Source organism: Pseudoalteromonas sp. SiA1 (assembly GCF_018732205.1).
In the GTDB taxonomy this organism is placed as follows: Bacteria; Pseudomonadota; Gammaproteobacteria; order Enterobacterales; family Alteromonadaceae; genus Pseudoalteromonas; species Pseudoalteromonas tetraodonis.
Genome location: NZ_CP076084.1, coordinates 59,900 through 84,379, shown reverse-complemented (window position 1 = coordinate 84,379; position 24,480 = coordinate 59,900). Strand labels below are relative to the sequence as shown.

Genomic DNA, 24,480 nt, shown 5'->3' with positions numbered 1-24,480 from the left:
TGAACAAATGCTCAGCTTAATTAGGTTTATGCGTTATGGTTCGCGCTAGGCGCTACTTTAAACTGCGATAAAAAAGGGTGGTTACACGCTCTTTTGGTAACCAGTTTGCATATTCAAGGCCAAGTTCTGATAATGGATCGGCTTTGAGGACTTGCTCTAAACTGGCATCGTTTTGCATAGCATTAAGCATAACATCTTTCGCTTTTTGTACCAGCTTACGATACGTCATTAGCCCTGAACGGTCGCTTATCGGGCCATGCCCTGGAATAACGGTTGTTTTTTCATCAATTTGTTTGATCACATCATCAACCGCCGCTAAAACACCATCAACACTACCGCCACTATCTACATCAACAAAAGGTAAGCTTCCAAAGTTAAAATATATATCGCCCATGTGCACTATGTTGTCGTTACTAAAAAAGATAACCGAGTCGCCATCTGTGTGTGCATTTGAGTAGTGCACAACATGCGCATGCTCATTGTTAAAGTGCAGTTTTAAATCATGGCCAAAACTAATACGCGGTAAGTAATCAGAACCCTCACCATGTTTTTCTTTTAAGCGTTTGTGCACATTGTCGTGAGCAATCACATGTGCGCCCGCTTTGGCAAAGTTCTCGTTACCACCAGTATGGTCACCATGATGATGGGTATTAATTACAAACTCGGCACTGCCTGGCTTTAAGTCGCTAATGGTTTTTTTTATATCGTCGGAAAGCTTGGCAAACTGATCGTCAATAATATAAATGCCATCATCCCCCACGCTTGCGGCAATGTTACCGCCTTGACCAAATAACACGTAAACATGTTCACTTAATTGTGTAGCCGTAACAGGGTTTTCATCCGCAAATGCATAATTGCTTAACAGTAAACTGGTGATTAATGCCGGTAGTAATTTTTTCATTTTTGTTTTCCTATAATTGCTTTATCTGGGTTATAAAACGTTATTACTACTTATTTAGCTCACTTTGCATCCAAGGCTAGTCGTTCATTGGTGCAATTTCAATTTGATGCATTAATGCTTGCGGTAATAATGGCGTGTGCTTGCCTTTTACATATTCATCAAAACCAGCTCGGTAAAATTCAGAAAGTGGGTGCCCTGATTGCCCACCCGGAATCGTTAAAATAGCATTCTTTAAGTGCCCAGGCTGAACAATAAAACGCTGTGATGCGCCAAAACTACGTTTTTGCACCGCTGGCATATAACTGTCACCAAACCCGGGCGCTGTTGGCATGTTAAGTAACTTACTTAGTATGGGCATTTGTTTAGCAAACGGGTGCTCAATCGCTAATTCGTTTACTTTTCCCCACTGCCAGTTTTGTATGTTACTACCAAACCTTGATGTTAACTGCGTGAGTGTTTGCTCAAATGCGCCCTGTAATTGCTGCTCCCAATTAGTAAACTGCGGATTAACCCAACTTGTTGGCTGAGCCTTTATTAACTGCCAAACAGCAGGCTCTAAATCACGTTTCACATATTTTAATGTGCCATCTTGCTGGTTGAGTGTTGTCTCAATACTGCTAAATAAAATATTAATCAGTTCATCACGATACGTCTTTACTAAGGTATACCCTATTGATTGCGGGCAAGCGCATTGCTGCCAGTTTTCGAGGGCATTTATATGATCTTTATAGCGCGTGGGCTGCTTTTTTAACTGCTCAAGCAATAAGGCATGCCAAGGCATTAAAAATCGTGCTTGGTTATCTAACTGCAACTGATAAAAATCACTTTCATTAAAGCGTTGTTTTTCAAATAACCTATCGCGAATTTGCGTTGCACGTGCTCCAAGCGCATAGCCGCCATTACCAAAACGGACGTTATCATCAGCAGATACCACTCGAGAATTACCTGTCCACAATCGCCCGTTTTCAGGATTTTTAATAAAAGGTCGATCGATTTCGTTTTGCTGCCAAAGCGCGGAGTAATCTTCTTCTTTTACGGCTAATTCACTAGGTGTTGTTCGCGCAGGTATGCCGCCCATATTTTTCCATGCTGCATTTCCTTGGTCATCGACCACCAGCAGGTTTTGCACAGGAATGCCTACGTCACTTGCAATATCAAGCGCATCATCAACACTCTGTGCTTGCTCAAGCTGTAATAGCTGCATATTAACGGCGTATGGTTGATGTGCAGCCCAGCTCAGTGCATAAGGCTTTTCATTAATGTATTTTACCGGACCGTATTCACTGAGCGTAAGAGAGTAACTTTCTACTTTGCCACTGGGTAATGCAATAGGCTCATCTACTTGCCACATTTTGCTATCGCTATTAAGCGCAATCCAATCGGCGGTATCTAAATACCCGTTGGTAAACCCCCATGCAACGTTGTTATTTGTGCCTACTACAATCGCCGGCGCTCCCGGAAGCGAGACACCCGTTACCTGCATGGGTTTATTATTTAATGAATAGTTTAATTGGGCTCGATACCAAATAACCGGCACAGCCATTGATAAATGCATATCATCAGAGAGCATCGCAGCCTGAGTGTTGGTTAAATTTGAGGTGACCGCCCAATTATTACTACCCACTTCTAAGTTAGCGGTAATGGGTTTAATCGCGGTGATTGGTTGCGATAAAAGCTCGGGGATTGGGTTATTCAAAAGAGCGAGCTGACTGCCATCCAATGCGGCTTGATATTGGCTAGGCTGAGTTAAAAAACTTACCATTTCAGCACCGTACTGCTGCTCTATTTGAATTAAAGCTTGGTCGCGCTCAAATGTAGATGACTGTAAATCAAGGTACATGCTAAAAATAACTAATAAACTGTCTTCACTTTGCCAAGGCTTTTGCTCGGCCCCTGTGATTAAATATTCAAAACTTGGGTACCCTACTTGTGCAAGGCCTTCATTTACACCTTGGGCATAACTGCGTAGCAGCTGTTTGTCGGCCTTCGGGAGGGTTTTTAAAATAGCTTGGCTGCGTTTACGTAATTGGTGAAAACGCATTTTTTTATCAAGCCCAAGCGCGGCTTCACCAAATAGTTCGCTTAGCTCACCGGCCGCATTACGACGTAATAAATCCATTTGAAAAAAGCGGTCTTGCCCATGCGCATACCCTAAGCCATAGGCAGCCTCATGACGAGTAGTTGCAGTAATAACGGCTTGGCCAAGCGTATCACGAGCGACTTTAACGGGCTGTGTTACCGCATCGCTTCGGCCTTTACCATCAAGGGCTGGCAAACTTAAGGTCAAAACGCCGTAAACAATTGCAGTACTGGCGAGTGCTAAAACCACAACAACCAATAGCAACCGTTTGATTACTTTAAACATAAACATACCCTTTAACTATTTCAATAAACTATTATTAGCATATATTCATAATCGTTCTATTAAAAACGCTACGAAAAGCGGGTAAAGGGTGAAATAAACATCAAAATCCACGATAATACACAGTTCATGTATTGTGCAGACCTAGTTGAGATAAAAATGACTGAAAAAACATTTATTAAAGGTAAAGACCGCGATTTAGAATCGTCTATCTCTACCATGCAAAACAAGCTAAAAGCGCTAAATATTAATATTGAAGAAGCGCTGTGGCTTAACCCTGTAGCAAACTGTTATTCAGTTCATATAAAAGATAGCGACTGCGGTGTGATGTTTACTAATGGTAAAGGTGCCACTGATAAAGCCTCTATTGCCTCTGCGCTAGGTGAATATTTTGAGCGTTTAAGCTGTAACTACTTTTTTGCTGATTTTTACTTAGGCGAAGAATTTGCCAATGATGACTTTACTCATTATCCAAACGAGAAATGGTTTAAAGTTGAAAACGATGAAATACCACAGGGTATTATGGATGAGAGCTTATGGGATTATTTTGACCCAGAGCGTGAATTAACCGCATCACACCTTTATGACTTTAACTCTGGCAATTTCGAACGTGGTATTTGTTCTGTACCGTACACTCGTCAGCGCGACAACCAAGACATTTACATTCCGGTGAATGTGATTGGTAATATTTTTGTTTCTAATGGTATGAGTGCCGGTAATACTAAATTTGAAGCCCGTGTTCAGGGATTATCTGAAGTATTTGAGCGCGCTATTAAAAACCGCATTATTGCCGAAGGTATCAGCTTGCCAATCGTGCCTGAAGAGGTGGTAAAACAATACCCTAAAATTCATGAAGCTTGTGAAGAGCTGCGTAGCCATGGCTTCCATTTACGCATTGCGGATGCATCACTAGGCGGTAAATACCCAGTAATGAGTGTCACGCTTATAAACCCTGTTGATGGGTCAGTATTTGCTTCTTTTGGTGCCCACCCTTCATTTGAAGTAGCGCTAGAGCGTACCGTTACTGAATTACTGCAAGGTCGTCGCCTAGATCAACTAGACGTATTCCAACCTGCTACATTTGATAACGACGAAGTCGCTACTCCTGAGAACATTGAACTGCACTTTATTGATTCAAGCGGTTTAATTTCACATGACTTTTTCCGCTCTGAAGCAGATTTTGAATTTGTACATTGGGACTTTAGTGGTTCAACTGAGCAAGAATACAACTTCTGTACTGATTTAATTCATAGCATGGGTCACGATATATATATTATGGATTACACCCACTTAAACGTGTATGCATGTCGTATTTTAGTTCCTGGTATGTCAGACATTTATCCAGTAGATGAGTTAATTTGGCGCAACAATAATGAAGGCGCTAAATTCCGTGAAGACTTCTTATCGCTTGATCAGTACGATAGCGAACAATGGATGGAAATTTACGACAACCTCGAAGAAGCAGGCCACAGCGATATTATTCGCGCAGCTGAATTCATTGGCTTAGCAACCGACGCCGATACACCTTGGCACACACTACGCATTGGTGAGCTTAAAGCACATTTATGCTTAGCGGCGGGTAATGAAGAAGCTATTGACTGGGTTGATTGGATTTTGCATACCGGCCAAGTAAACGACGAAGCGATGCGTCACTTTCGTTGCTTAAAAGCAATCCTTGAAATTAAATATGATGACGAGCGCGAATATGCAAGTTATCAAGATGCATTAGGTTTAATGTTTGGTAGCGACAATGTCACGCTTGCTATTGAAATTGCTGAAGGTCGTAAATTATTTAACGGCTTAACTTTCCCAGGCTTATCGCTTGAGGGTTTTAAAAAGCATGCAGCACTTCTTGATGGTTACCGCAAATTACACGTTGCAAAGCAACAGCATTGGGCGCGCGAAGTTAGCGACTCATAACCACACCTAAACTACTAATTATAAAAATAAAATGGCGCATTTTTAACTGCGCCATTTTTATTTCTTCGATAAATTGACTATAGTTAGCCTGTCTTGATTAACAACTTAATTACATTCTATGTCCCCGCAGCGCAAAAACAAACGCACCCGAATTAATAACGCTAAGCTGACTTTTTTATTATCGCTGGTGTTGATAATCACTATCAGCTTGGTGCTTGATCACGTCAATTATCACCGTGAGAAAGATGCTTATCGATTACGCACTCTGTCGCAGGTAAGTACCTATAGAGCACAACTTGAAGCTGTATTAGTGTCTAATATTCAACTCATTCGTGGCTTAGCTATTGCTGTTGCCGCTGAGCCAAACTTAGATCAAACTCGCTTTGAACAAATTGCAGCCCCACTTTTTGAAACCTCAAATGAGCTACGTAACATTGGCGCGGCGCCAGGCATGGTAATAAAAATGACCCATCCGCTTAAAGGTAACGAAAAAGCGATAGGTCTTAATTTTTTGGAAAATAAAGCACAGCGCGAAGATGCCATTAAAGCAAGAGACACGAATACGATCGTGATGGCAGGTCCACTTCAGCTTATCCAAGGCAGCGAAGCCTTGATTGCGCGCGTACCAGTATACTTGCCAGAAAATAACGCCTTTTGGGGATTGCTCTCAGTGGTACTCGATATAGAAAAAGTTTATGAAAACTCGGGGATTATTGAACTACAGCAAAATTATAATATAGCAATACAAGGACGTAATGGATTAGGTAAGCAAGGTGAGTTTTTTTTCGGTGGCCCCTCTATTACTGATCAAGACCCTCTAGAATTTACTTTAAACTTTCAAGGAGGTGTTTGGCAGCTTTATGTTATACCCAAGCAAGGCTGGCAACCAGTGAGTTCTTCGATCTGGCCTTTACGGTTCATTATTTTAACCGTGTTAGGCTTGCTCATTTCTGCCTTTTTGTTTTATCTAAAAATACTCAACCGTGAACAAGAAAGCGAAAGAATGCTTGAGGTGATGAGTAATTTAGCACAAGTCGGTGCATGGTCGTTTAACTTAGAAAAAAAACACGTGTTTTGGTCAGATATGACTAAAAAAATATTTGAATACCCATTAGATGAGCAACCAAAATGGTCAGAAAATTTAAACTATTTTAAAGAAGGTGAAAGTAGAGAAAAAATCGCTAAACTGGTTGAAAGAGCAATTAAGCATGGTGAAAGTTACGAAACTGAGCTTGAAGTGATCAATGCAAATGGTCAGCCTGTATGGGCACTTGTTCACGGTGAAGCTGAACATAAAAATGGCCGTTGTGTAAGAATATTTGGTTCATTACAAAATATTGATGCCCGTAAAAAAGTAGAATTAGAAAATCGCAAAATTGCTCGTTTTAACGAAACCTTGGCCTCCTTAACGGTGAGTGATGAAATATTAAATGGCAAACTAAGCCAATCTAAAGAATTAATCACGCAGTCTATTTGCCAAGCCCTTGAGGTAAACTGCGCCAGTATAAAATTGTTTAATCAACAAAGAACCCAGCTAATTCAATTTGCGAGTTTTAATCGTTCAGGTAGCGAAAATAATATTCCGTGGCTGCAAGAAACTATTCCTGACTTTTTTACCGCAATAGAACGAAAAGCGATATTTTGTGTTGATGATGCTCAACAACATCCCTACTTAGCCCCTATCAAAGAAAGCTACCTTCAACCGTTTTCAGTCAAGACGATGCTGTGTGTTCTTATTCCTGCAAGCAGTGGCTCTATTGGAATAGTTTGTGCTGAGCAAGATATAGTTAGAACATGGAGCCATAATGAAGAAAGCTTTTTAATTGCTGTAGGGGCTTTAATTGGCAGCCTTTACTCTAGCCAACAACGTATAGAAACAGAGGCACAACTAGTCAAGGCAAAAGAAGCCGCAGAACAAGCTGTGATTGCAAAAAGTGAGTTTTTAGCCAGTATGAGCCATGAAATTCGCACACCCATGAATGGGGTGTTGGGAATGCTTAATATTGTTAAAGCAACCCAATTAGATCAACAACAAAAGCATCATATTAAACTTGCGCAATCATCTGCAGAGTCATTATTAGGAATTATTAATGATATTTTAGACTTTTCTAAAATAGAGGCTGGCAAGTTAGACATTGAAAATATTCAATTTAATTTACCTCGCTTACTGGGTGAAGTGGTTGAGTCATTTGCATTAAAAGCCGAACAAAATAACACCACGTTAATTTTGGATGCAACACATATCACTAGCAGCGAATTTATTAGCGATCCGAATAGATTACGTCAAATTTTAAGTAACTTAATTGGTAATGCCGTTAAATTCACCCAAAACGGTGAAATATTGGTAACCGCTAAAATAACCCACACACTTGACGCCACAGTTTTAGAATGTGCAATCGCTGACTCAGGTATAGGAATCAGCGCAGAGAAACAGCCCCATTTATTTGACTCATTTACTCAAGCAGACACATCAACCACACGCCAATATGGTGGCACAGGCCTGGGTCTTGCTATTGTAAAGCAGCTTTGTGAGCTCATGAGTGGCGAAGTGAATGTGAGCAGTACACCAAATAAAGGCAGTACATTTTCCTTTTTTATAAAGATAATCCCTCAATTAGTTCAACAGCACGAAGCATATCAAGCAATTAAAAATAAGCGTATTTGGGTTATTGATGATTGCTTACTCAATACCACTATTGCCAAAAAACAATTAACTCGCTGGGGGGGCAAGGTCAGCACGATTTGCGATTACCTGTCTATAAGTGACTACATTAATAGCCATGAAGATACCCCACCAAACATTGTGCTCGTTGACAGTGCTTTATTTGAACCATTATACGAAGCTCAAGCACTCGCACTTAAGCAGTTTTTAATAAAAAGTAACAGCCATTTAATTATTATGGCTCCCATGAGTTATACAAATAAAAACGCGACCTTACCATTAACCGAAGAAACCCTCGTATTTAAACCACTCACCCCTTTTGATTTACAAAATGCGCTGACTGCAAAAAGCACTATCGAGCAAACACACGTTGATACACAACTAAAGTCGCTTGCTGCCACTGAGGTTATGACAGATACACTGGCGGCGCATGTTTTATTAGTAGAAGATAATAAAATTAACCAAGTTGTTACCGCTGCTTTTTTAAAACAGTTGAACGTGACATTTGAGATTGCTGAAAATGGTGCTGAGGCAGTTGAAAAGTTGAATCAAAACCCAGCTAACACTTATCAATTAATATTAATGGATTGCCAAATGCCTACGATGGATGGCTACCAAGCAACTATTGCCATCAGAGAAGGCAAAGCAGGTAAGGTAAATAAAAACATAACAATAATAGCGCTTACCGCAAACGCAATGCAGGGTGATAAAGACAAATGTTTAGCCACTGGTATGGATGATTATTTAACTAAACCCCTCAATGCCACAACTCTTCATTCTAAGCTCCAGCAATGGCTTACAAGCAAATAACAGTGTAAGCTAAAAATAGAATTTATTAGGTGAGATAAGGTATGCAATTGCAATTATCAATGGAGCAACAACGCGTTATTGGTTGTTTATTAGAAAAACAAAGCACAACACCTGAGCACTACCCTTTATCGTTAAATGCATTAACAAATGCCTGTAATCAAAAATCGAATCGCGCGCCAGTTGTTAATTATACAGAAGAGCAAGTTCAAACAACCGTTGATGAATTAATCAGTATGCGATTAGTCACTGTAAATGAAGGGCTGTCTGGGCGAGTTAATAAATACGATCATCGTTTTTGTAATACTGAGTTTAGTCACCTGCAATTTGATCAACAGCAAAGGGCGATTATTTGTTTATTATTATTGCGAGGCGCACAAACACCTGGCGAATTAAAAACACGCAGTAGCCGCCTTGCCGACTTTGCTCGTATTGATGATGTTGAAAAGTCACTTGAACAACTAATTCAAAGCAATCATGTTAAAAAGCTGCCGCGCGAATCAGGTAAACGGGATTGTCGATATATTCATTTATTTGCAGATCAATCATCTGTGAACGAGGCTTCACTTGAGGCACAAACACACACTGATGATATAAAAAACACTGAGCTAAATGACTTACTTGCAGAAATTGATGAGCTAAAAGTCCAGCTTAAACAAATAAAAGCTCACTTAGGGCTTTAATTCATAAATATGAAATCACATAATAGTTGCTCTATGTAGAGCGTAAAAATTATTTAACTAAAGGAGCGGGCCATGCGCGCCGAGATTATGGCTGAAATGAAAGTTCAGCCTTCGATTGATGTAAACGCTGAAATTAAACGCCGAGTGGATTTTATTAAAGCACGTTTAAAAGCGGCATATTCAACCTCACTTGTACTAGGGATCAGTGGTGGTGTAGATTCATCGACCTGTGGCCGTTTGTGTCAACTTGCTATTGATGAGCTAAACCAAGAACACCCTGACACTCATTATCAATTTATTGCTGTACGCCTACCTTATGGCGTTCAAGCTGATGAAAGTGAAGCGCAAATGGCGGTTGATTTCATTAAGCCGAGCACCCGCATGACAGTAAACATTAAACCCGCAACCGATGCTCTGCATGAGCAGACAATGGCAACTCTCGCGGGTACCGAACAAACACTCCCTTCGCAAGATAAAATCGATTTTATTAAAGGTAATGTCAAAGCACGTCAACGCATGATTGCGCAATATGAAATAGCCGGCTTTTGCCAAGGCTTAGTGGTCGGTACCGATCATAGTGCTGAAAATATTACGGGTTTTTACACTAAATTTGGTGATGGTGCATGCGATTTGGCTCCTTTATTTGGCCTATCAAAACGCCAAGTTCGCGCATTAGCAACCACATTGGGTGCGCCTGCGCTTTTAGTTGAGAAAGCACCAACAGCAGATTTAGAAAGTGATAGACCTGGACTAACAGACGAAGAAGCACTTGGCTTAAGTTATGAAGAAATTGATGACTTTTTAGAAGGTAAAGCAGTTTCAAGTCATGTAGAAGAAACGCTAATTGCAATTTACCAGCGCACGCAACATAAGCGCCAGCCTATTCCAACAATATACGATGCTTTTTAAATCAATATTATAAGCGTGATTTAACTGATCGAGCCGCTTGTATTTTACGTAAACATGACGTGAAAATAAGTGGCTTAAATTTTTAAAAGTTAACCTTAACGCTTGCCAACAGAGAGTTTTATATTTTATGACACCCCCTATTTTGATTACTGGTGCAGCACAACGTATAGGGCTTGCGCTGGCAAAGCACTTTATAGCCCAAGGGCAAGCGGTCATTATTACTTATCGGACCCGTCATGAGGCTGTTGATTCGTTGGAACAACAAGGAGTTACCTGTCTTTATGCTGACTTTAGTACTGATGAGGGCATTAATACTTTTATTACGTTGCTTAAATCACACACTGACTCACTCAGGGCGGTTATTCATAATGCATCAAGCTGGGACTGTGAAGCTAACAACCCCCACTTTGAGCAGCTGTTTGACAATATGATGCGCATTCATGCAAAAACACCGTACTTGGTAAACTTACACTGCGCAGATTTACTATTAAATTATCAGGCGTCGCATGCTAAACCCGCTGACATTATTCATTTGACTGATTATGTAGTGGAAACAGGCAGTCCAAAGCATCTTGCTTATGCGGCCAGTAAAGCCGCACTGGATAACTTAACTAAATCATTTAGTGCTAAATATGCACCTAACATAAAAGTAAATTCAGTCGCACCATCATTAATTATTTTTAACCAACATGATGATGAGCAGTATCGCGCTAAAACTTTAAAAAAATCATTAATGGGTATCGAACCTGGATGCCAAGAAATTATTAATAGTATAGACCTACTACTGAACAGCCATTACATCACAGGGCGTGCTTTACCTGTTGATGGTGGTCGCCATCTTAAGTAAGTCCTAATAAAACTGAGAAACTTATGCATAACGAATTAAAAGAAAGCTATCAAAAAATTATAACTGCTGTAGGTGAAGACGCTGAACGTGAAGGGTTACTTGATACCCCAAAACGCGCTGCAAAAGCGATGGAGTACCTTACTCAAGGATATCGTCAAACGCTTAACGAAATCACTAACAATGCGGTATTCACCTCTGACGCTGACGACATGGTATTGATACAAGACATCGAGCTTTACTCTATGTGTGAACATCATTTACTCCCTTTTATTGGCCGCTGTCATATTGCTTATATCCCTGATGGCAAAGTATTAGGCTTATCTAAGTTTGCGCGTATTGTTGATATGTTTTCGCGTCGTTTTCAAATTCAAGAACAGCTTACCCATCAAATTGCAAAAGCGGTTGAGGAAGTAACCGGTGCAAAAGGTGTGGGGGTAATTGTTGAAGCAAAACACATGTGTATGATGATGCGTGGTGTAGAAAAGCAAAACTCAAGCATGCGTACCTCGGTAATGCTAGGAAACTTTAGAGCCGATCCGAAAACACGTAATGAGTTTTTACAGCTGATCAAAGGATAATGTATGGCAAACGCAATTATTAATGTAACTAATTTACGACTACGCACATTTATTGGTTTTAATCCTGATGAGCGTGAAAAAAAACAAGATGTGGTCATTAACCTTGAAATTCACTACCCTGCTGATCAAGCTTGTGAAACAGATGAAGTAGACCAAGCACTTAACTACAAAGTGATTACTAAAGAGGTGATTAGCTTAGTGGAGCAAGGACACTTTTTATTGTTAGAAAAACTAGTTGCTGAAATTCTTGCTGTTTGCCACTCACACCCAAGTGTTAATTATGCTAAGGCTCGAGTAGATAAACCTCATGCGTTGCGCTTTGCCGATTCGGTTTCTTTAACCCTCGACTGGCACAAATAATCCAACGGCAAGGGCTATTACCGCTAAATAACGTAACCCCTTGCCGAGCGTTACCAGCACTAAAAATGTAGTAAAGCGAACTTTAAACACGCCGCCAATAACGGTTAGTGGGTCGCCAACGATGGGCAGCCAAGCAAACAACAGGCTATAAACACCATATTTATTAAACTGCTGTTGTGCTTTTTTAAGCCCTTTTTCAGACACTGGAAACCATTTTTTATCTTTAAAACGCAATGCCTGCGTCCCTAACCAATAGTTAACACAACTGCCTAGTACATTACCCAAGGTTGCTGCGAACCAAATTAGCCATAAGTTAGTATTGCCTTGCATGATCATGCCACCCATCAATACTTCAGAGGAGCTAGGTAATAACGTGGCAGATATAAATGCTGTAAAAAATAATGTTATATAGAGCATCTTTCCCTTATGGCTAAAAACTAAACCCAGCAATTAGCTGGGTTTGAACGACTTTTTAACTTAAAACCAATTCACCGAATAATAAAAACAGTTATTTTATCAAATTTAAGCTAAGGGGATAATTAAACTCTTTGCCATCGTTGGCTTTCACGCTTGCGATAACCACCATCACAAATGAAAAAATAGCCACCATAGGTAACAGTAGTAAACCAACCGCTGCAAAAATTAGTAAAAAACAAACAAAATAAGCTATAGCCATAGTAATTTGAAAATTAAGGGCTTTTTTGCCATGTATATCAACAATTGGCATTTCATCTTTTTTAATTAACCAGATAATAAGAGGGCCGAGTACCGACCCAAATGGCACAATAAACCCCGCTAATGCACTTAAATGACATAGCATTGCCCATGTGCGGTCATCTTTATTGACGACTTTAATCTCTTGATTTTGTTCCATTACACTCTCCCTTCTCGTTTTTATTTTGCGCTAAAATAATATTCACACTCATTAGCCACCTTAATGTAAATGCTTATTTATCCAATGCAAAGCATTTGTGTATATTTAAAAATAAAAAAGCGCAGCAAATAGCTGCGCTTATTGATATTGCCAGACCAGTTACTTATTCACACCCGCTAAATCAAGCATAAAAGCATAATTTAATGCAGTATCTTCTAAGCGTTTGAAGCGACCTGATGCACCTCCGTGCCCTGCTTCCATATCGATTTTAAACAGTAGCTTGTTATCATCTGTTTTGTAATCTCGCAGCTTAGCCACCCACTTTGCAGGCTCAAAATATTGTACCTGTGAATCATGTAAGCCAGTAGTAACTAACATATTTGGGTAATCTTGCTTACTGACCTGATCATAAGGTGAATACGATAACATATACTCATAGTATTCTTTCTCATTAGGGTTACCCCACTCACCGTATTCGTTGGTTGTAAGTGGAATACTTGCATCAAGCATCGTGGTCACTACATCAACAAATGGAACCGCAGCCACCATACCTTTATACAACTCAGGAGCTTGGTTTGCCACTGCGCCCATTAACAAGCCACCCGCACTGCCACCTTGAGCAAATATTTTATCTTTTGCACCATACTTTTGCTCAACCAATGCCTTGGTAACATCTACAAAGTCGTTAAAGGTGTTCTTTTTAGTCAGTAGTTTACCGTCCTCATACCAAGGGCGACCTAGCATTTGTGAACCGCGAATATGCGCAATGGCAAATACAAAACCCCGATCGAGCAAACTTAAGCGAGCGCTAGAAAAGGTAGGATCCATGGTCGCGCCATACGAGCCATAACCATATTGTAGCAGCGGATTAGTTCCCTCTTTTTTAAACATGTCTTTGCGATAGACTAGGCTTACCGGTACTTTAATACCATCTCGTGCAGTGACAAAAATTCGCTCTGATGCGTAGTTATCTGCACTAAAATCACCGAGTACTTTTTGTTGTTTAAGTAATGTTTTATTGCCAGTAGCTAAATTAACATCATACGATGAAGCGGGTGTTGTCATACTGGTATAATACACACGTAATGTATCGCTATTTAAATCATTGTTACCGTAGGTGCTAATTGTATAAGCACTGTCGTTAAAGCTAAGCGGTATCTCTTTACCCGTGGTTAAGTTACGAGCAATAATAGTCGACTGACCCATTTCACGCTGCTGATACACTAAGTAATCGTTAAATAAGTCGATGCCTTCTAATTTTATATTATCGCGAGCGGGGATCACCGTTTGCCAATTAGCTTTATCGCCAGCTTTATCAATATCTACTTTCATTAACTGAAAGTTGACTGCGTTTAAATTAGTGACAATGTAGTAAGTATTACCCAGCTTAGAAATTCCATACTCCAGATCCGCTTCACGTTCAATCAAGCGTTTTGGCATAGCTTTAACATCATCAGCACTTAAAACCGATACACCTGACGCAGTTGTACTGCTGTGCCAGATATAAATTTCTGAATCGTCTTTGCTTTTGCTAATACCCATGTAATAACTGGTATCTGTTTCTTCATAAACGAGTTCATCTTCAGCCTGTGGGGTACCGAGCGTATGACGATAAACTTGGTAACCTAGTAAAGTTTGTAAATCTTTTTTTATGTAATAAAGCGTTTTGTTGTCGTTTGCCCAAACAACACTGCCATTCGTACCTTTAAGCGTATCTTCGAGTAATTTACCAGTGCTTAAGTCTTTTATTTTTATATTATAAATACGACGACTTACGGTATCTTCACCATATGCCATTAAATTGCCGTTTGGACTTACATCTAAACCACTTACGGCATAATAATCATGTTCCTTAGCTAGCTCGTTTACATCTAAAATAACCTGCTGGTCAGTGCCTGCAAAATCACTACTACGTACATAAGTTGCGTATTCGTTATCACCGCGAGTTTGTGATGAATAATAATAGTCACCGTTTTTAACTGGCACTGAATCATCGTCTTTTTGAATTCGCCCTTTTAGCTCTTCAAATAACCTAGTTTGTAACGTTTTTGTATGCGCAAGCATTGCATCTGTATAAGCATTTTCAGCCTCAAGGTAACTAAGTACCTCAGGATCTTTTCGCTCATCATCACGCATCCAGTAATAATCATCGATGCGAGTGTCGCCATGGATTGTCATTTCATATGGCACTTTTTTAGCAACCGGCGGCATGACTTCGGTTTGAGCAGCTACATTTTCAACCTTTGCTGATTGCTCAACATCAGGGGCTTTATTACATCCCCCTAAAATAGCTAAGGATATAAAAGTAAGAACAAATGGGGTGTGTTTCATTGATTGGAATCTCTGTAGTTTTTATTTTTATTAAATATACCTAATATTTAATAGCACGGAGATTTAGTTTGTGAAGCTATGTAAAAAGAGAGCCTAGAAATTCTTTTTATATGTTTATGACTTCAGTTATCCTAACAATAACGAAGTAGCATTATATAGCCTCTTCATGCTGCTAATTAATAAGGATAAAAATGAACAACGACGTAATTAACATTTTAACAATGGCTAAAGTCATTCAAACAGCGGTTGCACCCGTTTTTTTAATTACTGGTATTGCAGCAACGCTCGGGGTTTTATCTAATCGCTTGGCGCGAATTACAGACAGAGCCAGACAGTTAGAGCGAAAATTAAAAGTTAGCACCGATGAAGAATTTAACTTGTCTCTGACTACAGAGCTTAGAGCACTCCTTAAGCGCTCTCGCTGCATACACATTGCATTTAGTTTAAGTGTATTAAGTGCACTATTAGTTTGCGCCGTGGTTATGCTGTTATTTTTATCTCACATACAGTCAATTAATTTAGGTGTCACTATTGGCAGCTGTTTTGTTGGTGCAATGGCATTACTGATATGTGCATTTATGTCATTACTCGGTGAGGTGTTTTTGGCAACGCGCAGTATGCGTCGAGGGATGATTTTCGCAGATATAGATATAAACGAATAATAAAAAACCCCGAGTCAATCGTGCTACTCGGGGTTTTACTTATTTAAAACAGATTACTGTGCAGTGTAAATAGTTTCTAACACTTCTATTTTAGCTTCTTTAATCAAACCAGATTCTTTTAGCTGCTTTGATGCAACTAAAATATCTTGACCATCATTTACAGCTAAAACAGCAATTTTAGTGCCTGGGAATAAAGATACGACCTTCAAACCTGCAGCCGAAGCAACATCGCTTGCACTCATACCATCTTTTAAAAGAATAGTAATATTACCTGATAGTGACGTTAGGTTATTAGTAAAAATATTACGAACTAATGTTCCTTTTGTGACCACATCAGACGATTTATCTACGCTTACTACTGTCATCTCACCTTTTTGCATAACGACATGCTCTTCTGAAGCAACACTCGAAGGCACTAAACGTAAGTTCTTTTCAATTTTGTAAGAACCAAAATCCGCTTTATCAAACTTTAATTTAGCTACTTGTTTCTTAGGAAGCTGAAGCTCTTTATCTGAGCTAGTGTTTGCTGTTGCCCCAAACGAAATACACGCAGCAGCACCCAATACGATTAATTGTTTAATTTTCATCTTTATAATCCTTACTCTTGACCTGCGTGACCAAATGCACGAAGAGATACACCTTCAAGTACACTTGCTGAGTTATTATTACTAATACCAGTAACACCTAGAGAATTATTTGAGCCTCGACTAAATGCAAAGCTATCTGCGCTTGTATCTAACAAACGAACAGTCCAAGTACCTTTCGTAGACTCTCCGTAGAAAGCATTTGAAAGCATCACAGCGTCTTTAAGTACATAACCTACACTCCAGCTATTCGTGAAGCTATATGCAGGGTAAAACAAAGCTTGTTTAGATGAAAGTAATACACTTCGAGTACCCGCTGGCGAAGTAACCTCAATAGCTAAATCATTACCAGCAGATGTTTGAGTACCATCAGCTAGGCCGAAGCCCATTTCAGGGTTGCTTACATCAAATTTAAATTGCATTGCCTCAATGTTTAATTCTTCTGTAACTACAATTTCTTGCGTTAAACCTGTAGCACTGTTATCAGGAATTTCTAATGCTAGTGCACTCTCAGAAACGGCTGAACCAACACCATTCCAATCCGTGATTACTTGCTCACCTAATGAAGCGTCATAAGACTTAGCCATTGCAACCGCTGCACCTGCATCTACACGCCCAAAGCCATATAAGTTATTAAAGCTATAACCAGCGGCATTTTCAACCCAACCATCATGTGCAACAAACTCACCATCTGCGGTAGTTAATTTTACAGGGGCATTTTCAGCGTCAATTAATGTACTTGTTGACGCTAATATATGACGCACATCACGCCAAGTTAGTTCAGGATTAGCCGAAAGAATAAGTGATACTACACCTGATGCATTTGGCGCAGCAGACGATGTACCGTTAAATGTAGATGTATAGTTACAACTTGCGTTATCTTCATTACCAGGATAGTTAAATGGGAACTGGCTTATGGCAAACTCTTCTCCATATCTCTGAGTAAAGCTTGCAACAGCACCACTATTAAAGCCTGAGTAACCGTTGATACATGTCATCTGATCCGTTGTTACCATTGCAGGTGCCCAACGACCATATTCACCAGCTGGCGCTGAAACCATTAAGTTAGCACCTGCTGTTGAGTAGCTAGTGTGCTTACCATTTGCATTTACAGCAGCAACACTTAGATAGTAAGGATGGCCTTGGCTTGGCTCAAACGCACCGTTATAACACGTTAAACCTAAGTCATTAGCTCCATTATCTTCACATAGTGAGCCTTCATCACCGCCATCAACAAAAGAGTTACCACTCGATTTCATATTAAGTGCCCCCTTACCATCTCGCAGGTTTAGGTTTGGGTATGACTCAATAGCTTCATCTAATTCTGAATATGCAATAAATGTTGGGAAAGTTATGCCATAACTACGGTTAAACGCAGAAATATTTTCTGTTGTGCTAATGCCGCTTCCAGGGAAACCATGCACCATTAACTCAGTTTGTGGGATTTTAGCACCACCAAGATAATTCATACCAATTAAACCAGCATCAGGAGCAACGCCACGGCCACCTTTACCATTCCAACCTTTTGCAGCAATCAAACCAGCAACACTTGTACCATGATCACCACTGTTTGACATACTAGTAGGATCTGTACGGTCAGTCGCATCAGCATTTAGGTTTAAAGAGCGGTTTGGTAATACATTATCGATTAAATCTTCATGGCGGATTTCCATACCCGAATCGATCACAACTGCCGTTGCACCTGCCCCAGTAACACCTTGAGCATAAGCATCAACAACATTCATATCTTCACCAGCTACAAGCTCTGTCGCTTCTGATTGAGCAAAGCTAGCGTTGACATCGGCTTGTGCTTCTTCTTCTGTATCGCCAAATAAACTAACGTACAAATCAATTAAGCCTTGTTTCATCTCATCACTAAGCGAGTAAGCTTTCTGACCTGTATTGTTTAGGTGCCACTGCTGATTTGCAAGAGGATCTCCAATAATTCCTGAGATATTAATTTTCGCAGAGGCCGTTTTACCGTTTGCAGTTACTGTGTAATCAATAACCGCATCTTCACCAGAAACAGGCACATATGTAAACGAAGTACCCTCTACTGTTAACATACCATGGCTAAACTTAAAGACACCATCTTGCGCGGTAATTGCCTCGCCATTTTCAGTAAAACTAAAAGTAAGTGCGTCACCATCATTATCACTTGCTTTAAAGTCTGCAGTAACTGGAACCCATTGTTTTAAATCAGTAACGACAACATCACTCGCTTTTGGTGCTACATCAGTAACAACTGGAACTGTATTGTTATTATCATTATCGCTTCCACCACACCCTGATAGCGAAATTACTATCGCTGCAGACAACGCTGACAGCTTAAAAATATTATTTTTCATAAATGCTCTTCATTGGTTATTTTTATGACACCTGAATGTACACAACCAAACAACAAGCAGCAACACTGCATTTACAAACATTCACAATAAACCGTAAAATAATATCAGCCCGATTAAAATCCCGTTAATAATATCAAAGTAATAATCTATGCTTTCCCTTGAACTAAAGCCTAAGCTAATATACAAAGATAATTAAAGAACCCTCAAAGGAGTAGAGTAAAGTGAAATTGAAGCAAGTATTTATCGGGGCATTACTATCTACATGCGCACTTAGTGTATCTGCAAATTCTGCATTTAAAGAGCCGAGTGATGCAATTGAGTATCGCCAAGCTGCATTTTCTATGATTTCAGTTCAAATAGGCGATATGGGTGCCATGCTTAAGGGTAAAATTCCTTTTGATGCAGAGCAATTCAAACAGCGTGCAAATAACGCGGCGGCATTATCTAAAATGCCTTGGGAGGCCTTTTACGCAGGCACTGAAAAAGGCGATACATCAGCACTTCCTGCGGTATGGTCTGAAAACGATACTTTTATGAAAAAAGCGACAGCGTTTCAGCAATATGCTGATGAACTTGCTGTAGCAGCTCAAACAGGTGACAAAGCGGTCATTGGTAAAGCATTTGGTGCATGGGCTAAAGGCTGTAAAGATTGCCATAAGCAATTCAAAGACTAATAAATTCTGTGTATTAAACAATAAAAATGGCGCTGTATTAGCGCCATTTTTTTAACTAAGCAGATAACTTAAAGGCTCACTTCCCCAAGTACTCATTAATAAAATCAGTAATAGTAACAATAAAAACCATGCAATCCATGGTGACTTTGTCTCAGGCTCTGAGCTTTGTGTTGGCAGTGCTTTATTGCCGGTGATCATTGCTTTTACTAAAGGCTTGCCTTTAATTTTGTAAGCAATAATAGCCACAACATGCAAAATAATCGCATAAAATAAAATATCAAAATTGATATGGTGCAGCCAGTTGGCAAAATCAATCGTATCACTCGATACATACTGCGCTAACGGGCCATCAGTTAAAATGCCATCACTGCTCATTAAACCACTAACCAGTTGCGTAATAATCAGTATAAAAAATAATAACACCATATAACTACCTGGTGCAGAATGGCCCACATCATTTATTTTTTTGCCACTAAAAGAAGCAAGCACCGACTTAGGAGAATGCAGTAATGCCGATATTCTTGCCGTTTTACTGCCTATAAGACCCCATATAATCCGCGTTGAGATAAGCGCTAAAGTAAAAAAGCCAACCACAAAATGTAGCTCTATCATGCCCTCTTCAGCACTAAAATAAAGCGCAGCAATACTCAATACTAATAACCAATGAAAGCTTCTTAAAAAGCCATCCCACACTTTTACCTTGAACATTGCACCTTCCCTAAAAAACAGTATCATCTAAAACGCTAACTATTTTAGCATCTTAATATTAAGGTATCCTAATGAGTCTTTCTACCAGTGCGCAGAGTAAAACACATGCAGTCCATTAAAAAACCGATACTAAAAGGCTTTTTAGATATGCTGCCATTATGTTTAGCCGTTATTCCTTGGGGGATTTTATGTGGCTCGTTGGCAATACAAAATGGCTTTACCCCTTTTGAAACTCAAGCCATGTCGCTACTGGTATTTGCAGGCTCGGCGCAGCTGGTTGCAATTGAGCTCATTGCTGGTAATACCCCTCTATTAACCATTTTATTTACCACGTTTATTATTAGCTCTCGCCATTTTTTATATGGCTTGGCGGTTCGTCACAAAGTGATTGAGCAACCCATGCGTTGGCGCCTTCCAGTCAGCTTTGTCTTAACTGATGAACTATTTGCTTTTTCGCATCACCCTCGCGCCTACCAGACTCAAACGCGCCTAATTTACGCGCTCAGCGCAGGCTTTAGCTTTTACATTGCTTGGAATATTTGGACACTTATCGGTATTGTAGCCGGCACTATGCTCCCTGATCTAACCAATTTAGGACTCGACTTTGCGATTGCTGCAACCTTTATTGCTTTGGTTATCCCAGGAGTTAAAAATTTAGCCACTCTTGTCACGGTCATTGTTGCAGGGATCTGTGCCACTTTATTAAAAAGCACAGGCTTTGAGCTGTGGTTGGTATGCTCAGCACTATTAGCAATGAGTGCAGGTTACACTGTAACTAGAATAGTAAAAAATAAGGACGCTAAATCATGATGACGACTATTTTACTTATGGCATGTATTACCTTTTTTACCCGTTATTTATTCTTACACCGCGCGCTACCATTTAAAGTAGGGCCTAAAATGCAGCAGTTTTTGAGCTTCAGTGCACCTGCGGTTCTAACAGCGATTTGGGTGCCGATTGTATTTATAAATGATGGTGGCATTAATCTAAATTGGCAAAACCCTTATTTAAGCGCAGCGATTGTAGCCATTATAGTTGCTTACAAAACACATAATATTTACCTAACCACACTTGCTGGTATGGGGTTATTTTTGATTTTAAATTAACAGTAACGCCATAGCAGTGTTCACTATTTCGACTTTGTTAATCACCAAGCAAAGGTTAGACTATGCCAAATAAACAAATAATAGCTTAATAATATGCACCCATTTCATCAACTAAGTGCTACTAGCCTGCAAGGCCAACCTATCGATTTTAAAGAGTTTGTAGGTAAAGTTGTGTTAATAGTAAATACCGCAAGTGAGTGTGGATTCACCTATCAATACGAGTCATTGCAAGCATTACACGAAAAGTATGCCAGCCAAGGTTTAGTCATTATAGGTTTCCCGTGTAACCAATTTGGCCAGCAAGAACCCGGAGACGCGAATCAAATAGCACAAGGTTGTTTAATAAATTACGGAGTTAGTTTTTTAATCGCAGAAAAAGTGAACGTTAATGGTCAGCATACACATTCGGTTTTTCGCTATTTAAAATCTGTATTGCCGGGGTTTTTGACACGAAAAATTAAGTGGAACTTCACAAAATTTTTGATTAATGCAGATGGCTCACCGATTAAGCGCTACGCGCCCTTTACTAAACCTGAAAAACTAGAAAAAGTAATTGAAAAAGCATTGCTCGCAGCTAAAGTTTGAGGCTTAAAAATTATAAAGAGGCATAAAGCCTCTTTATTACCAACCCACAGAGCTCTAAATACTAACTAAGTAGCAGTTAAAAGCTAATATGTCGGCACTGATTTGTACTAGCGACAACCTAATCAATATAATCGTTTAAGTCATCTTCACCTAGGTTTTTACGCAAGCGTTTTTGCTCAAGGTAATCCTCTAACTTTCTTTTCACCTTTTGCTTTTTCTTGTCGTGTTGATTACGCCCGACCATTTCGTATTCGTCTTCAACAAAATCATCATCTAGCGCATCGTAACTAAATGTCTTACCCACAACCCACTCCATAAAGTGTTTGAGACCAATTACGGATTCTTGTATCGCGATAATTGGTGAAATTAAAATGTTCAACGCAAATTCATTGTACAAATTTACGTCAAAATAAAGCCACATCGCTATCCTAAATAGTCTCTGTGTCAGTATTGTGAATAAATAGCGCTAAATTTGAATTGTGGAAAGTGAGAGTTTTTTATCGTATCGATAAATTTTATTTATTATCATTTAACTGTTGGTTATTTTGACCAAATTTTAGCTTTTTTAATAACTTTACTTTCAACTTCAAAGCACCTTAAAAATCACAAACCACTGTTTTTAAACACTAAAAACTATTGGCACCAAACTTGTTATAAGTTAATTATCATCATCAAAAAACAGAGAATAAACATGAAAGAATTATTATTAGTTAGCGCAATTATGTGCGCCCCCGTCGCCATGGCTCATAACGATAACAGCTCTTCAATTACATTTAGTAACGACGAATGTAAAGTTGAGTTTAAAAACGATGTACGTATAAAGCCAAGTGAATTAGAAATTTTTAAAGCCAACAATCAACGTATGACTTTTACCACTCAAGGTGAGTTGTCGATCAATGGCGAGCAAGTAGCATTAAATAGCGCTCAGCGCCAAGCACTGACCAACTACACAGATAATTTACGTGCGCAATTACCTGAAGTAGCCAACATTGCACTTGATGGCGTTAAAATTGCGGGCGTTGCATTAGAAGAAGTCGCCAATGCATTTAATATTGATGGCCTCGATAACATTGCTACCTTAATGGACGATATTCAACAAGAAGTAGAGGGTACCTTTTACCAACAAGGTACATTTGTCATGGGCCAGCAAAGCTTCACTCAGTTTGGTGAAAACTTTGAACAGCAGTTTGAACAACAAATAGAAACTGCCGTTGAGTCGGCCGTAATGCAATCAATGGGCAGTATTTTAGTAGCATTAGGCTCTGAGCTAATGGGTTCAGGTGGCGACATGCAAGCCTTTGAAGAGCGCATGGAAAATATGGGCGCACAAATAGAAGAAAAAGTAGAGCTCCATGCAAAAAAACTTGAACAGCGTGCAAATACACTGTGTGGTGACTTTGTTGAAATCGCACAACAAGAAACTCAACTTGCTGCGCAAGTGCCTGCATTAAAAGGCTATGAGTTATTTACTATAAAACAGCACTAACTGCTCAGCATTTTAATTAATCTCCCTTTGCGGCATTTGCTTTTAAGCTATGCCGCATTTTGCGTTTTTTACCCCCACCAGTCCCATTTAACTCAAATAATAGACTGTTGAGCGGATCTGCTCTTGCTGTGCAGAGGCATTTTGTGGCTTCATAGTAAAATACAAACCAAAGTATAATCTTCACTTCGCTCTAGATCACTTAGAATGCCGTCCGAGCTGATGATTGTAAGCCCAAATTGCAACATATTAAAACCACCTCTTTTTAAGTTTTAAATTCTTGAGGCGGTGCGATCCCCAGTTAGACGCGTTTTAAAACGCAACTAACTCCAAAGTGCCTAGTAACCTAGGCACTTTTTTTATAATTTAAAAGCCTAGCAACACTCTTTTTTATCGTTTCTTTAATGCTCTTCTCTGATAAATAATTAACCACCTATAAATAGCATGTTAAATCTTTTAACGAAGTAAAACCCACCCCATTAATACAAAATAATTTAATCTGAATAACTATTCAAAATAATCTATTTATAAACATATTAAAATTAAAAAAACTGCAAAAGCCCCGTATAAAAGTGATATAGCACACGACTATAATGAATAAATATACAAAATCAAAAAAAACGCCATTAAATAGCAAATCAAAAAAAACACTTTCAGATTAAAAAAACTAATACTTCACCAGCAATTTTTATCGCTTTATTTTTAACCAACCTACGGGCAAAATGCACACGTTTTCAACAGACACAACCTTGGAGCGAATACAATGAACCCAATTAATACATTAAACCAAACAGCCACAACTCACGTTGCAGTTAAACCAACTAATCGCAAAGCGAGAATGTTAGCTAAACTTAACCGTTACGGAAAAAAATTAGCACTTGGCGGTGCAATTCAATACAAATAATCACCCAACCATGATTTTTGTATTGTTGCAGCAAACACCCAACCACTAAATGAAGTTTCTTCTTTAGCTCCATCTGTTTGCTGCCAGCTCCCTCCTCATAGCTAAAAATCATCTTTAATTTTCATAATTTACAAAAAAAACCGCATTTACGCTCACTTTTTAAGCAAACGATCTTTTTGCTATTTACACAGG

23 protein-coding genes are annotated in these 24,480 nt (G+C 39.3%); 14 read left to right on the top strand and 9 right to left on the bottom strand.

Annotated elements, in window-relative coordinates:
- Positions 1 to 52 precede the first annotated feature (52 nt).
- Together KK487_RS00415 and KK487_RS00410 are read right to left on the bottom strand one after the other, a co-directional pair.
- Entirely contained in the window at positions 53 to 901 is an 849-nt protein-coding gene (locus KK487_RS00415) for an MBL fold metallo-hydrolase (protein WP_013463711.1), read from the bottom strand.
- A gap of 76 nt (positions 902 to 977) precedes the next feature.
- The gene (locus tag KK487_RS00410) at positions 978 to 3,266 is read right to left on the bottom strand and encodes a penicillin acylase family protein (protein WP_036957135.1); all 2,289 of its coding nucleotides are present in this window, start codon (positions 3,264 to 3,266) and stop codon (positions 978 to 980) included.
- 156 nt (positions 3,267 to 3,422) lie between these two features.
- Between KK487_RS00410 and ycaO the strand changes: the two genes are divergently transcribed.
- The 7 genes from ycaO to folX all read left to right on the top strand — a co-directional run bounded on the left by ycaO (position 3,423) and on the right by folX (position 12,029).
- Complete coding sequence (ycaO, locus tag KK487_RS00405; RefSeq protein ID WP_013463710.1) at positions 3,423 to 5,183, top strand: 30S ribosomal protein S12 methylthiotransferase accessory factor YcaO; 1,761 nt, start codon at positions 3,423 to 3,425, stop codon at positions 5,181 to 5,183.
- Positions 5,184 to 5,301: 118 nt separating this feature from the next.
- Positions 5,302 to 8,655 carry an ATP-binding protein gene (locus KK487_RS00400; RefSeq protein ID WP_013463709.1) on the top strand — a complete coding sequence of 1,118 codons (3,354 nt, stop codon included), beginning with the start codon at positions 5,302 to 5,304 and terminating at the stop codon, positions 8,653 to 8,655.
- Positions 8,656 to 8,702: 47 nt separating this feature from the next.
- Positions 8,703 to 9,335, top strand: coding sequence for a YceH family protein (locus KK487_RS00395; RefSeq protein ID WP_028834876.1), 633 nt, complete (start codon positions 8,703 to 8,705; stop codon positions 9,333 to 9,335).
- A 72-nt stretch (positions 9,336 to 9,407) separates the two neighbouring features.
- A complete protein-coding gene (gene nadE / locus KK487_RS00390) occupies positions 9,408 to 10,244 on the top strand; it encodes an NAD(+) synthase (protein WP_013463707.1) in 837 nt (278 codons plus the stop codon).
- A gap of 127 nt (positions 10,245 to 10,371) precedes the next feature.
- Positions 10,372 to 11,091: a dihydromonapterin reductase gene (gene folM, locus KK487_RS00385; protein ID WP_013463706.1), complete on the top strand. Its 720-nt coding sequence runs from the start codon at positions 10,372 to 10,374 to the stop codon at positions 11,089 to 11,091.
- 23 nt (positions 11,092 to 11,114) lie between these two features.
- Positions 11,115 to 11,669: a GTP cyclohydrolase I FolE gene (gene folE / locus KK487_RS00380; protein WP_008108996.1), complete on the top strand. Its 555-nt coding sequence runs from the start codon at positions 11,115 to 11,117 to the stop codon at positions 11,667 to 11,669.
- Between the two features lie 3 nt (positions 11,670 to 11,672).
- Complete coding sequence (gene folX, locus KK487_RS00375; RefSeq protein WP_013463705.1) at positions 11,673 to 12,029, top strand: dihydroneopterin triphosphate 2'-epimerase; 357 nt, start codon at positions 11,673 to 11,675, stop codon at positions 12,027 to 12,029.
- Here folX and KK487_RS00370 read toward each other — a convergent pair.
- From KK487_RS00370 to KK487_RS00360, 3 genes are all read right to left on the bottom strand, one after another.
- On the bottom strand, positions 12,006 to 12,446 hold the full coding sequence (locus KK487_RS00370; protein ID WP_013463704.1) for a YqaA family protein: 441 nt from the start codon (positions 12,444 to 12,446) through the stop codon (positions 12,006 to 12,008). The genes folX and KK487_RS00370 overlap by 24 nt on opposite strands.
- Before the next feature lie 91 nt (positions 12,447 to 12,537).
- On the bottom strand, positions 12,538 to 12,903 hold the full coding sequence (locus tag KK487_RS00365; RefSeq protein ID WP_010392586.1) for a DUF4870 domain-containing protein: 366 nt from the start codon (positions 12,901 to 12,903) through the stop codon (positions 12,538 to 12,540).
- A gap of 159 nt (positions 12,904 to 13,062) precedes the next feature.
- Positions 13,063 to 15,234 carry a S9 family peptidase gene (locus KK487_RS00360; RefSeq protein WP_013463703.1) on the bottom strand — a complete coding sequence of 724 codons (2,172 nt, stop codon included), beginning with the start codon at positions 15,232 to 15,234 and terminating at the stop codon, positions 13,063 to 13,065.
- Positions 15,235 to 15,425: 191 nt separating this feature from the next.
- Between KK487_RS00360 and KK487_RS00355 the strand changes: the two genes are divergently transcribed.
- Positions 15,426 to 15,896, top strand: coding sequence for a DUF2721 domain-containing protein (locus KK487_RS00355; protein WP_013463702.1), 471 nt, complete (start codon positions 15,426 to 15,428; stop codon positions 15,894 to 15,896).
- A 53-nt stretch (positions 15,897 to 15,949) separates the two neighbouring features.
- On the opposite strand, the gene KK487_RS00350 is transcribed toward KK487_RS00355, so the two are convergent.
- Positions 15,950 to 16,483, bottom strand: coding sequence for a serine protease external chaperone (locus tag KK487_RS00350; RefSeq protein WP_013463701.1), 534 nt, complete (start codon positions 16,481 to 16,483; stop codon positions 15,950 to 15,952).
- A gap of 11 nt (positions 16,484 to 16,494) precedes the next feature.
- Positions 16,495 to 18,828 carry a S8 family serine peptidase gene (locus KK487_RS00345; protein ID WP_013463700.1) on the bottom strand — a complete coding sequence of 778 codons (2,334 nt, stop codon included), beginning with the start codon at positions 18,826 to 18,828 and terminating at the stop codon, positions 16,495 to 16,497.
- A gap of 221 nt (positions 18,829 to 19,049) precedes the next feature.
- Between KK487_RS00345 and KK487_RS00340 the strand changes: the two genes are divergently transcribed.
- Positions 19,050 to 19,502: a c-type cytochrome gene (locus KK487_RS00340; RefSeq protein WP_013463699.1), complete on the top strand. Its 453-nt coding sequence runs from the start codon at positions 19,050 to 19,052 to the stop codon at positions 19,500 to 19,502.
- 51 nt (positions 19,503 to 19,553) lie between these two features.
- On the opposite strand, the gene KK487_RS00335 is transcribed toward KK487_RS00340, so the two are convergent.
- Positions 19,554 to 20,210 (bottom strand): cytochrome b/b6 domain-containing protein, encoded by a 657-nt coding sequence (locus tag KK487_RS00335; RefSeq protein WP_013463698.1) that lies wholly within the window; start codon positions 20,208 to 20,210, stop codon positions 19,554 to 19,556.
- A 105-nt stretch (positions 20,211 to 20,315) separates the two neighbouring features.
- Here KK487_RS00335 and KK487_RS00330 point away from each other — a divergent pair, with 105 nt between their 5' ends.
- The 3 genes from KK487_RS00330 to KK487_RS00320 all read left to right on the top strand — a co-directional run bounded on the left by KK487_RS00330 (position 20,316) and on the right by KK487_RS00320 (position 21,901).
- Positions 20,316 to 21,020, top strand: a complete 705-nt coding sequence (locus KK487_RS00330) for an AzlC family ABC transporter permease (RefSeq protein WP_013463697.1) — start codon at positions 20,316 to 20,318, stop codon at positions 21,018 to 21,020.
- Positions 21,017 to 21,316: an AzlD domain-containing protein gene (locus KK487_RS00325; RefSeq protein ID WP_016900234.1), complete on the top strand. Its 300-nt coding sequence runs from the start codon at positions 21,017 to 21,019 to the stop codon at positions 21,314 to 21,316. The genes KK487_RS00330 and KK487_RS00325 overlap by 4 nt, the downstream gene beginning before the upstream one ends.
- A gap of 93 nt (positions 21,317 to 21,409) precedes the next feature.
- Positions 21,410 to 21,901, top strand: a complete 492-nt coding sequence (locus KK487_RS00320) for a glutathione peroxidase (protein ID WP_013463695.1) — start codon at positions 21,410 to 21,412, stop codon at positions 21,899 to 21,901.
- Between the two features lie 118 nt (positions 21,902 to 22,019).
- Here the strand turns inward: KK487_RS00320 and KK487_RS00315 are convergent, their stop codons facing one another.
- Entirely contained in the window at positions 22,020 to 22,205 is a 186-nt protein-coding gene (locus KK487_RS00315) for a PA3496 family putative envelope integrity protein (RefSeq protein ID WP_008108975.1), read from the bottom strand.
- A 387-nt stretch (positions 22,206 to 22,592) separates the two neighbouring features.
- Between KK487_RS00315 and KK487_RS00310 the strand changes: the two genes are divergently transcribed.
- Positions 22,593 to 23,387: a YggN family protein gene (locus KK487_RS00310; RefSeq protein WP_013463693.1), complete on the top strand. Its 795-nt coding sequence runs from the start codon at positions 22,593 to 22,595 to the stop codon at positions 23,385 to 23,387.
- 760 nt (positions 23,388 to 24,147) lie between these two features.
- A complete protein-coding gene (locus KK487_RS00305) occupies positions 24,148 to 24,288 on the top strand; it encodes a hypothetical protein (RefSeq protein ID WP_008113257.1) in 141 nt (46 codons plus the stop codon).
- The last annotated feature ends 192 nt before the right edge of the window (positions 24,289 to 24,480 follow it).

Coding starts and splice junctions, on each gene's coding strand:
- KK487_RS00400 (WP_013463709.1), top strand. CDS start 5,302: ATGTCCCCGCAGCGCAAAAACAAACGCACCCGAATTAATAACGCTAAG.
- KK487_RS00330 (WP_013463697.1), top strand. CDS start 20,316: ATGCAGTCCATTAAAAAACCGATACTAAAAGGCTTTTTAGATATGCTG.
- KK487_RS00305 (WP_008113257.1), top strand. CDS start 24,148: ATGAACCCAATTAATACATTAAACCAAACAGCCACAACTCACGTTGCA.
- KK487_RS00415 (WP_013463711.1), bottom strand. CDS start 901: ATGAAAAAATTACTACCGGCATTAATCACCAGTTTACTGTTAAGCAAT.
- folX (WP_013463705.1), top strand. CDS start 11,673: ATGGCAAACGCAATTATTAATGTAACTAATTTACGACTACGCACATTT.
- KK487_RS00335 (WP_013463698.1), bottom strand. CDS start 20,210: ATGTTCAAGGTAAAAGTGTGGGATGGCTTTTTAAGAAGCTTTCATTGG.
- folM (WP_013463706.1), top strand. CDS start 10,372: ATGACACCCCCTATTTTGATTACTGGTGCAGCACAACGTATAGGGCTT.
- KK487_RS00365 (WP_010392586.1), bottom strand. CDS start 12,903: ATGGAACAAAATCAAGAGATTAAAGTCGTCAATAAAGATGACCGCACA.
- folE (WP_008108996.1), top strand. CDS start 11,115: ATGCATAACGAATTAAAAGAAAGCTATCAAAAAATTATAACTGCTGTA.
- KK487_RS00355 (WP_013463702.1), top strand. CDS start 15,426: ATGAACAACGACGTAATTAACATTTTAACAATGGCTAAAGTCATTCAA.
- KK487_RS00345 (WP_013463700.1), bottom strand. CDS start 18,828: ATGAAAAATAATATTTTTAAGCTGTCAGCGTTGTCTGCAGCGATAGTA.
- KK487_RS00410 (WP_036957135.1), bottom strand. CDS start 3,266: ATGTTTAAAGTAATCAAACGGTTGCTATTGGTTGTTGTGGTTTTAGCA.
- ycaO (WP_013463710.1), top strand. CDS start 3,423: ATGACTGAAAAAACATTTATTAAAGGTAAAGACCGCGATTTAGAATCG.
- KK487_RS00325 (WP_016900234.1), top strand. CDS start 21,017: ATGATGACGACTATTTTACTTATGGCATGTATTACCTTTTTTACCCGT.
- KK487_RS00360 (WP_013463703.1), bottom strand. CDS start 15,234: ATGAAACACACCCCATTTGTTCTTACTTTTATATCCTTAGCTATTTTA.
- nadE (WP_013463707.1), top strand. CDS start 9,408: ATGCGCGCCGAGATTATGGCTGAAATGAAAGTTCAGCCTTCGATTGAT.
- KK487_RS00370 (WP_013463704.1), bottom strand. CDS start 12,446: ATGCTCTATATAACATTATTTTTTACAGCATTTATATCTGCCACGTTA.
- KK487_RS00350 (WP_013463701.1), bottom strand. CDS start 16,483: ATGAAAATTAAACAATTAATCGTATTGGGTGCTGCTGCGTGTATTTCG.
- KK487_RS00320 (WP_013463695.1), top strand. CDS start 21,410: ATGCACCCATTTCATCAACTAAGTGCTACTAGCCTGCAAGGCCAACCT.
- KK487_RS00310 (WP_013463693.1), top strand. CDS start 22,593: ATGAAAGAATTATTATTAGTTAGCGCAATTATGTGCGCCCCCGTCGCC.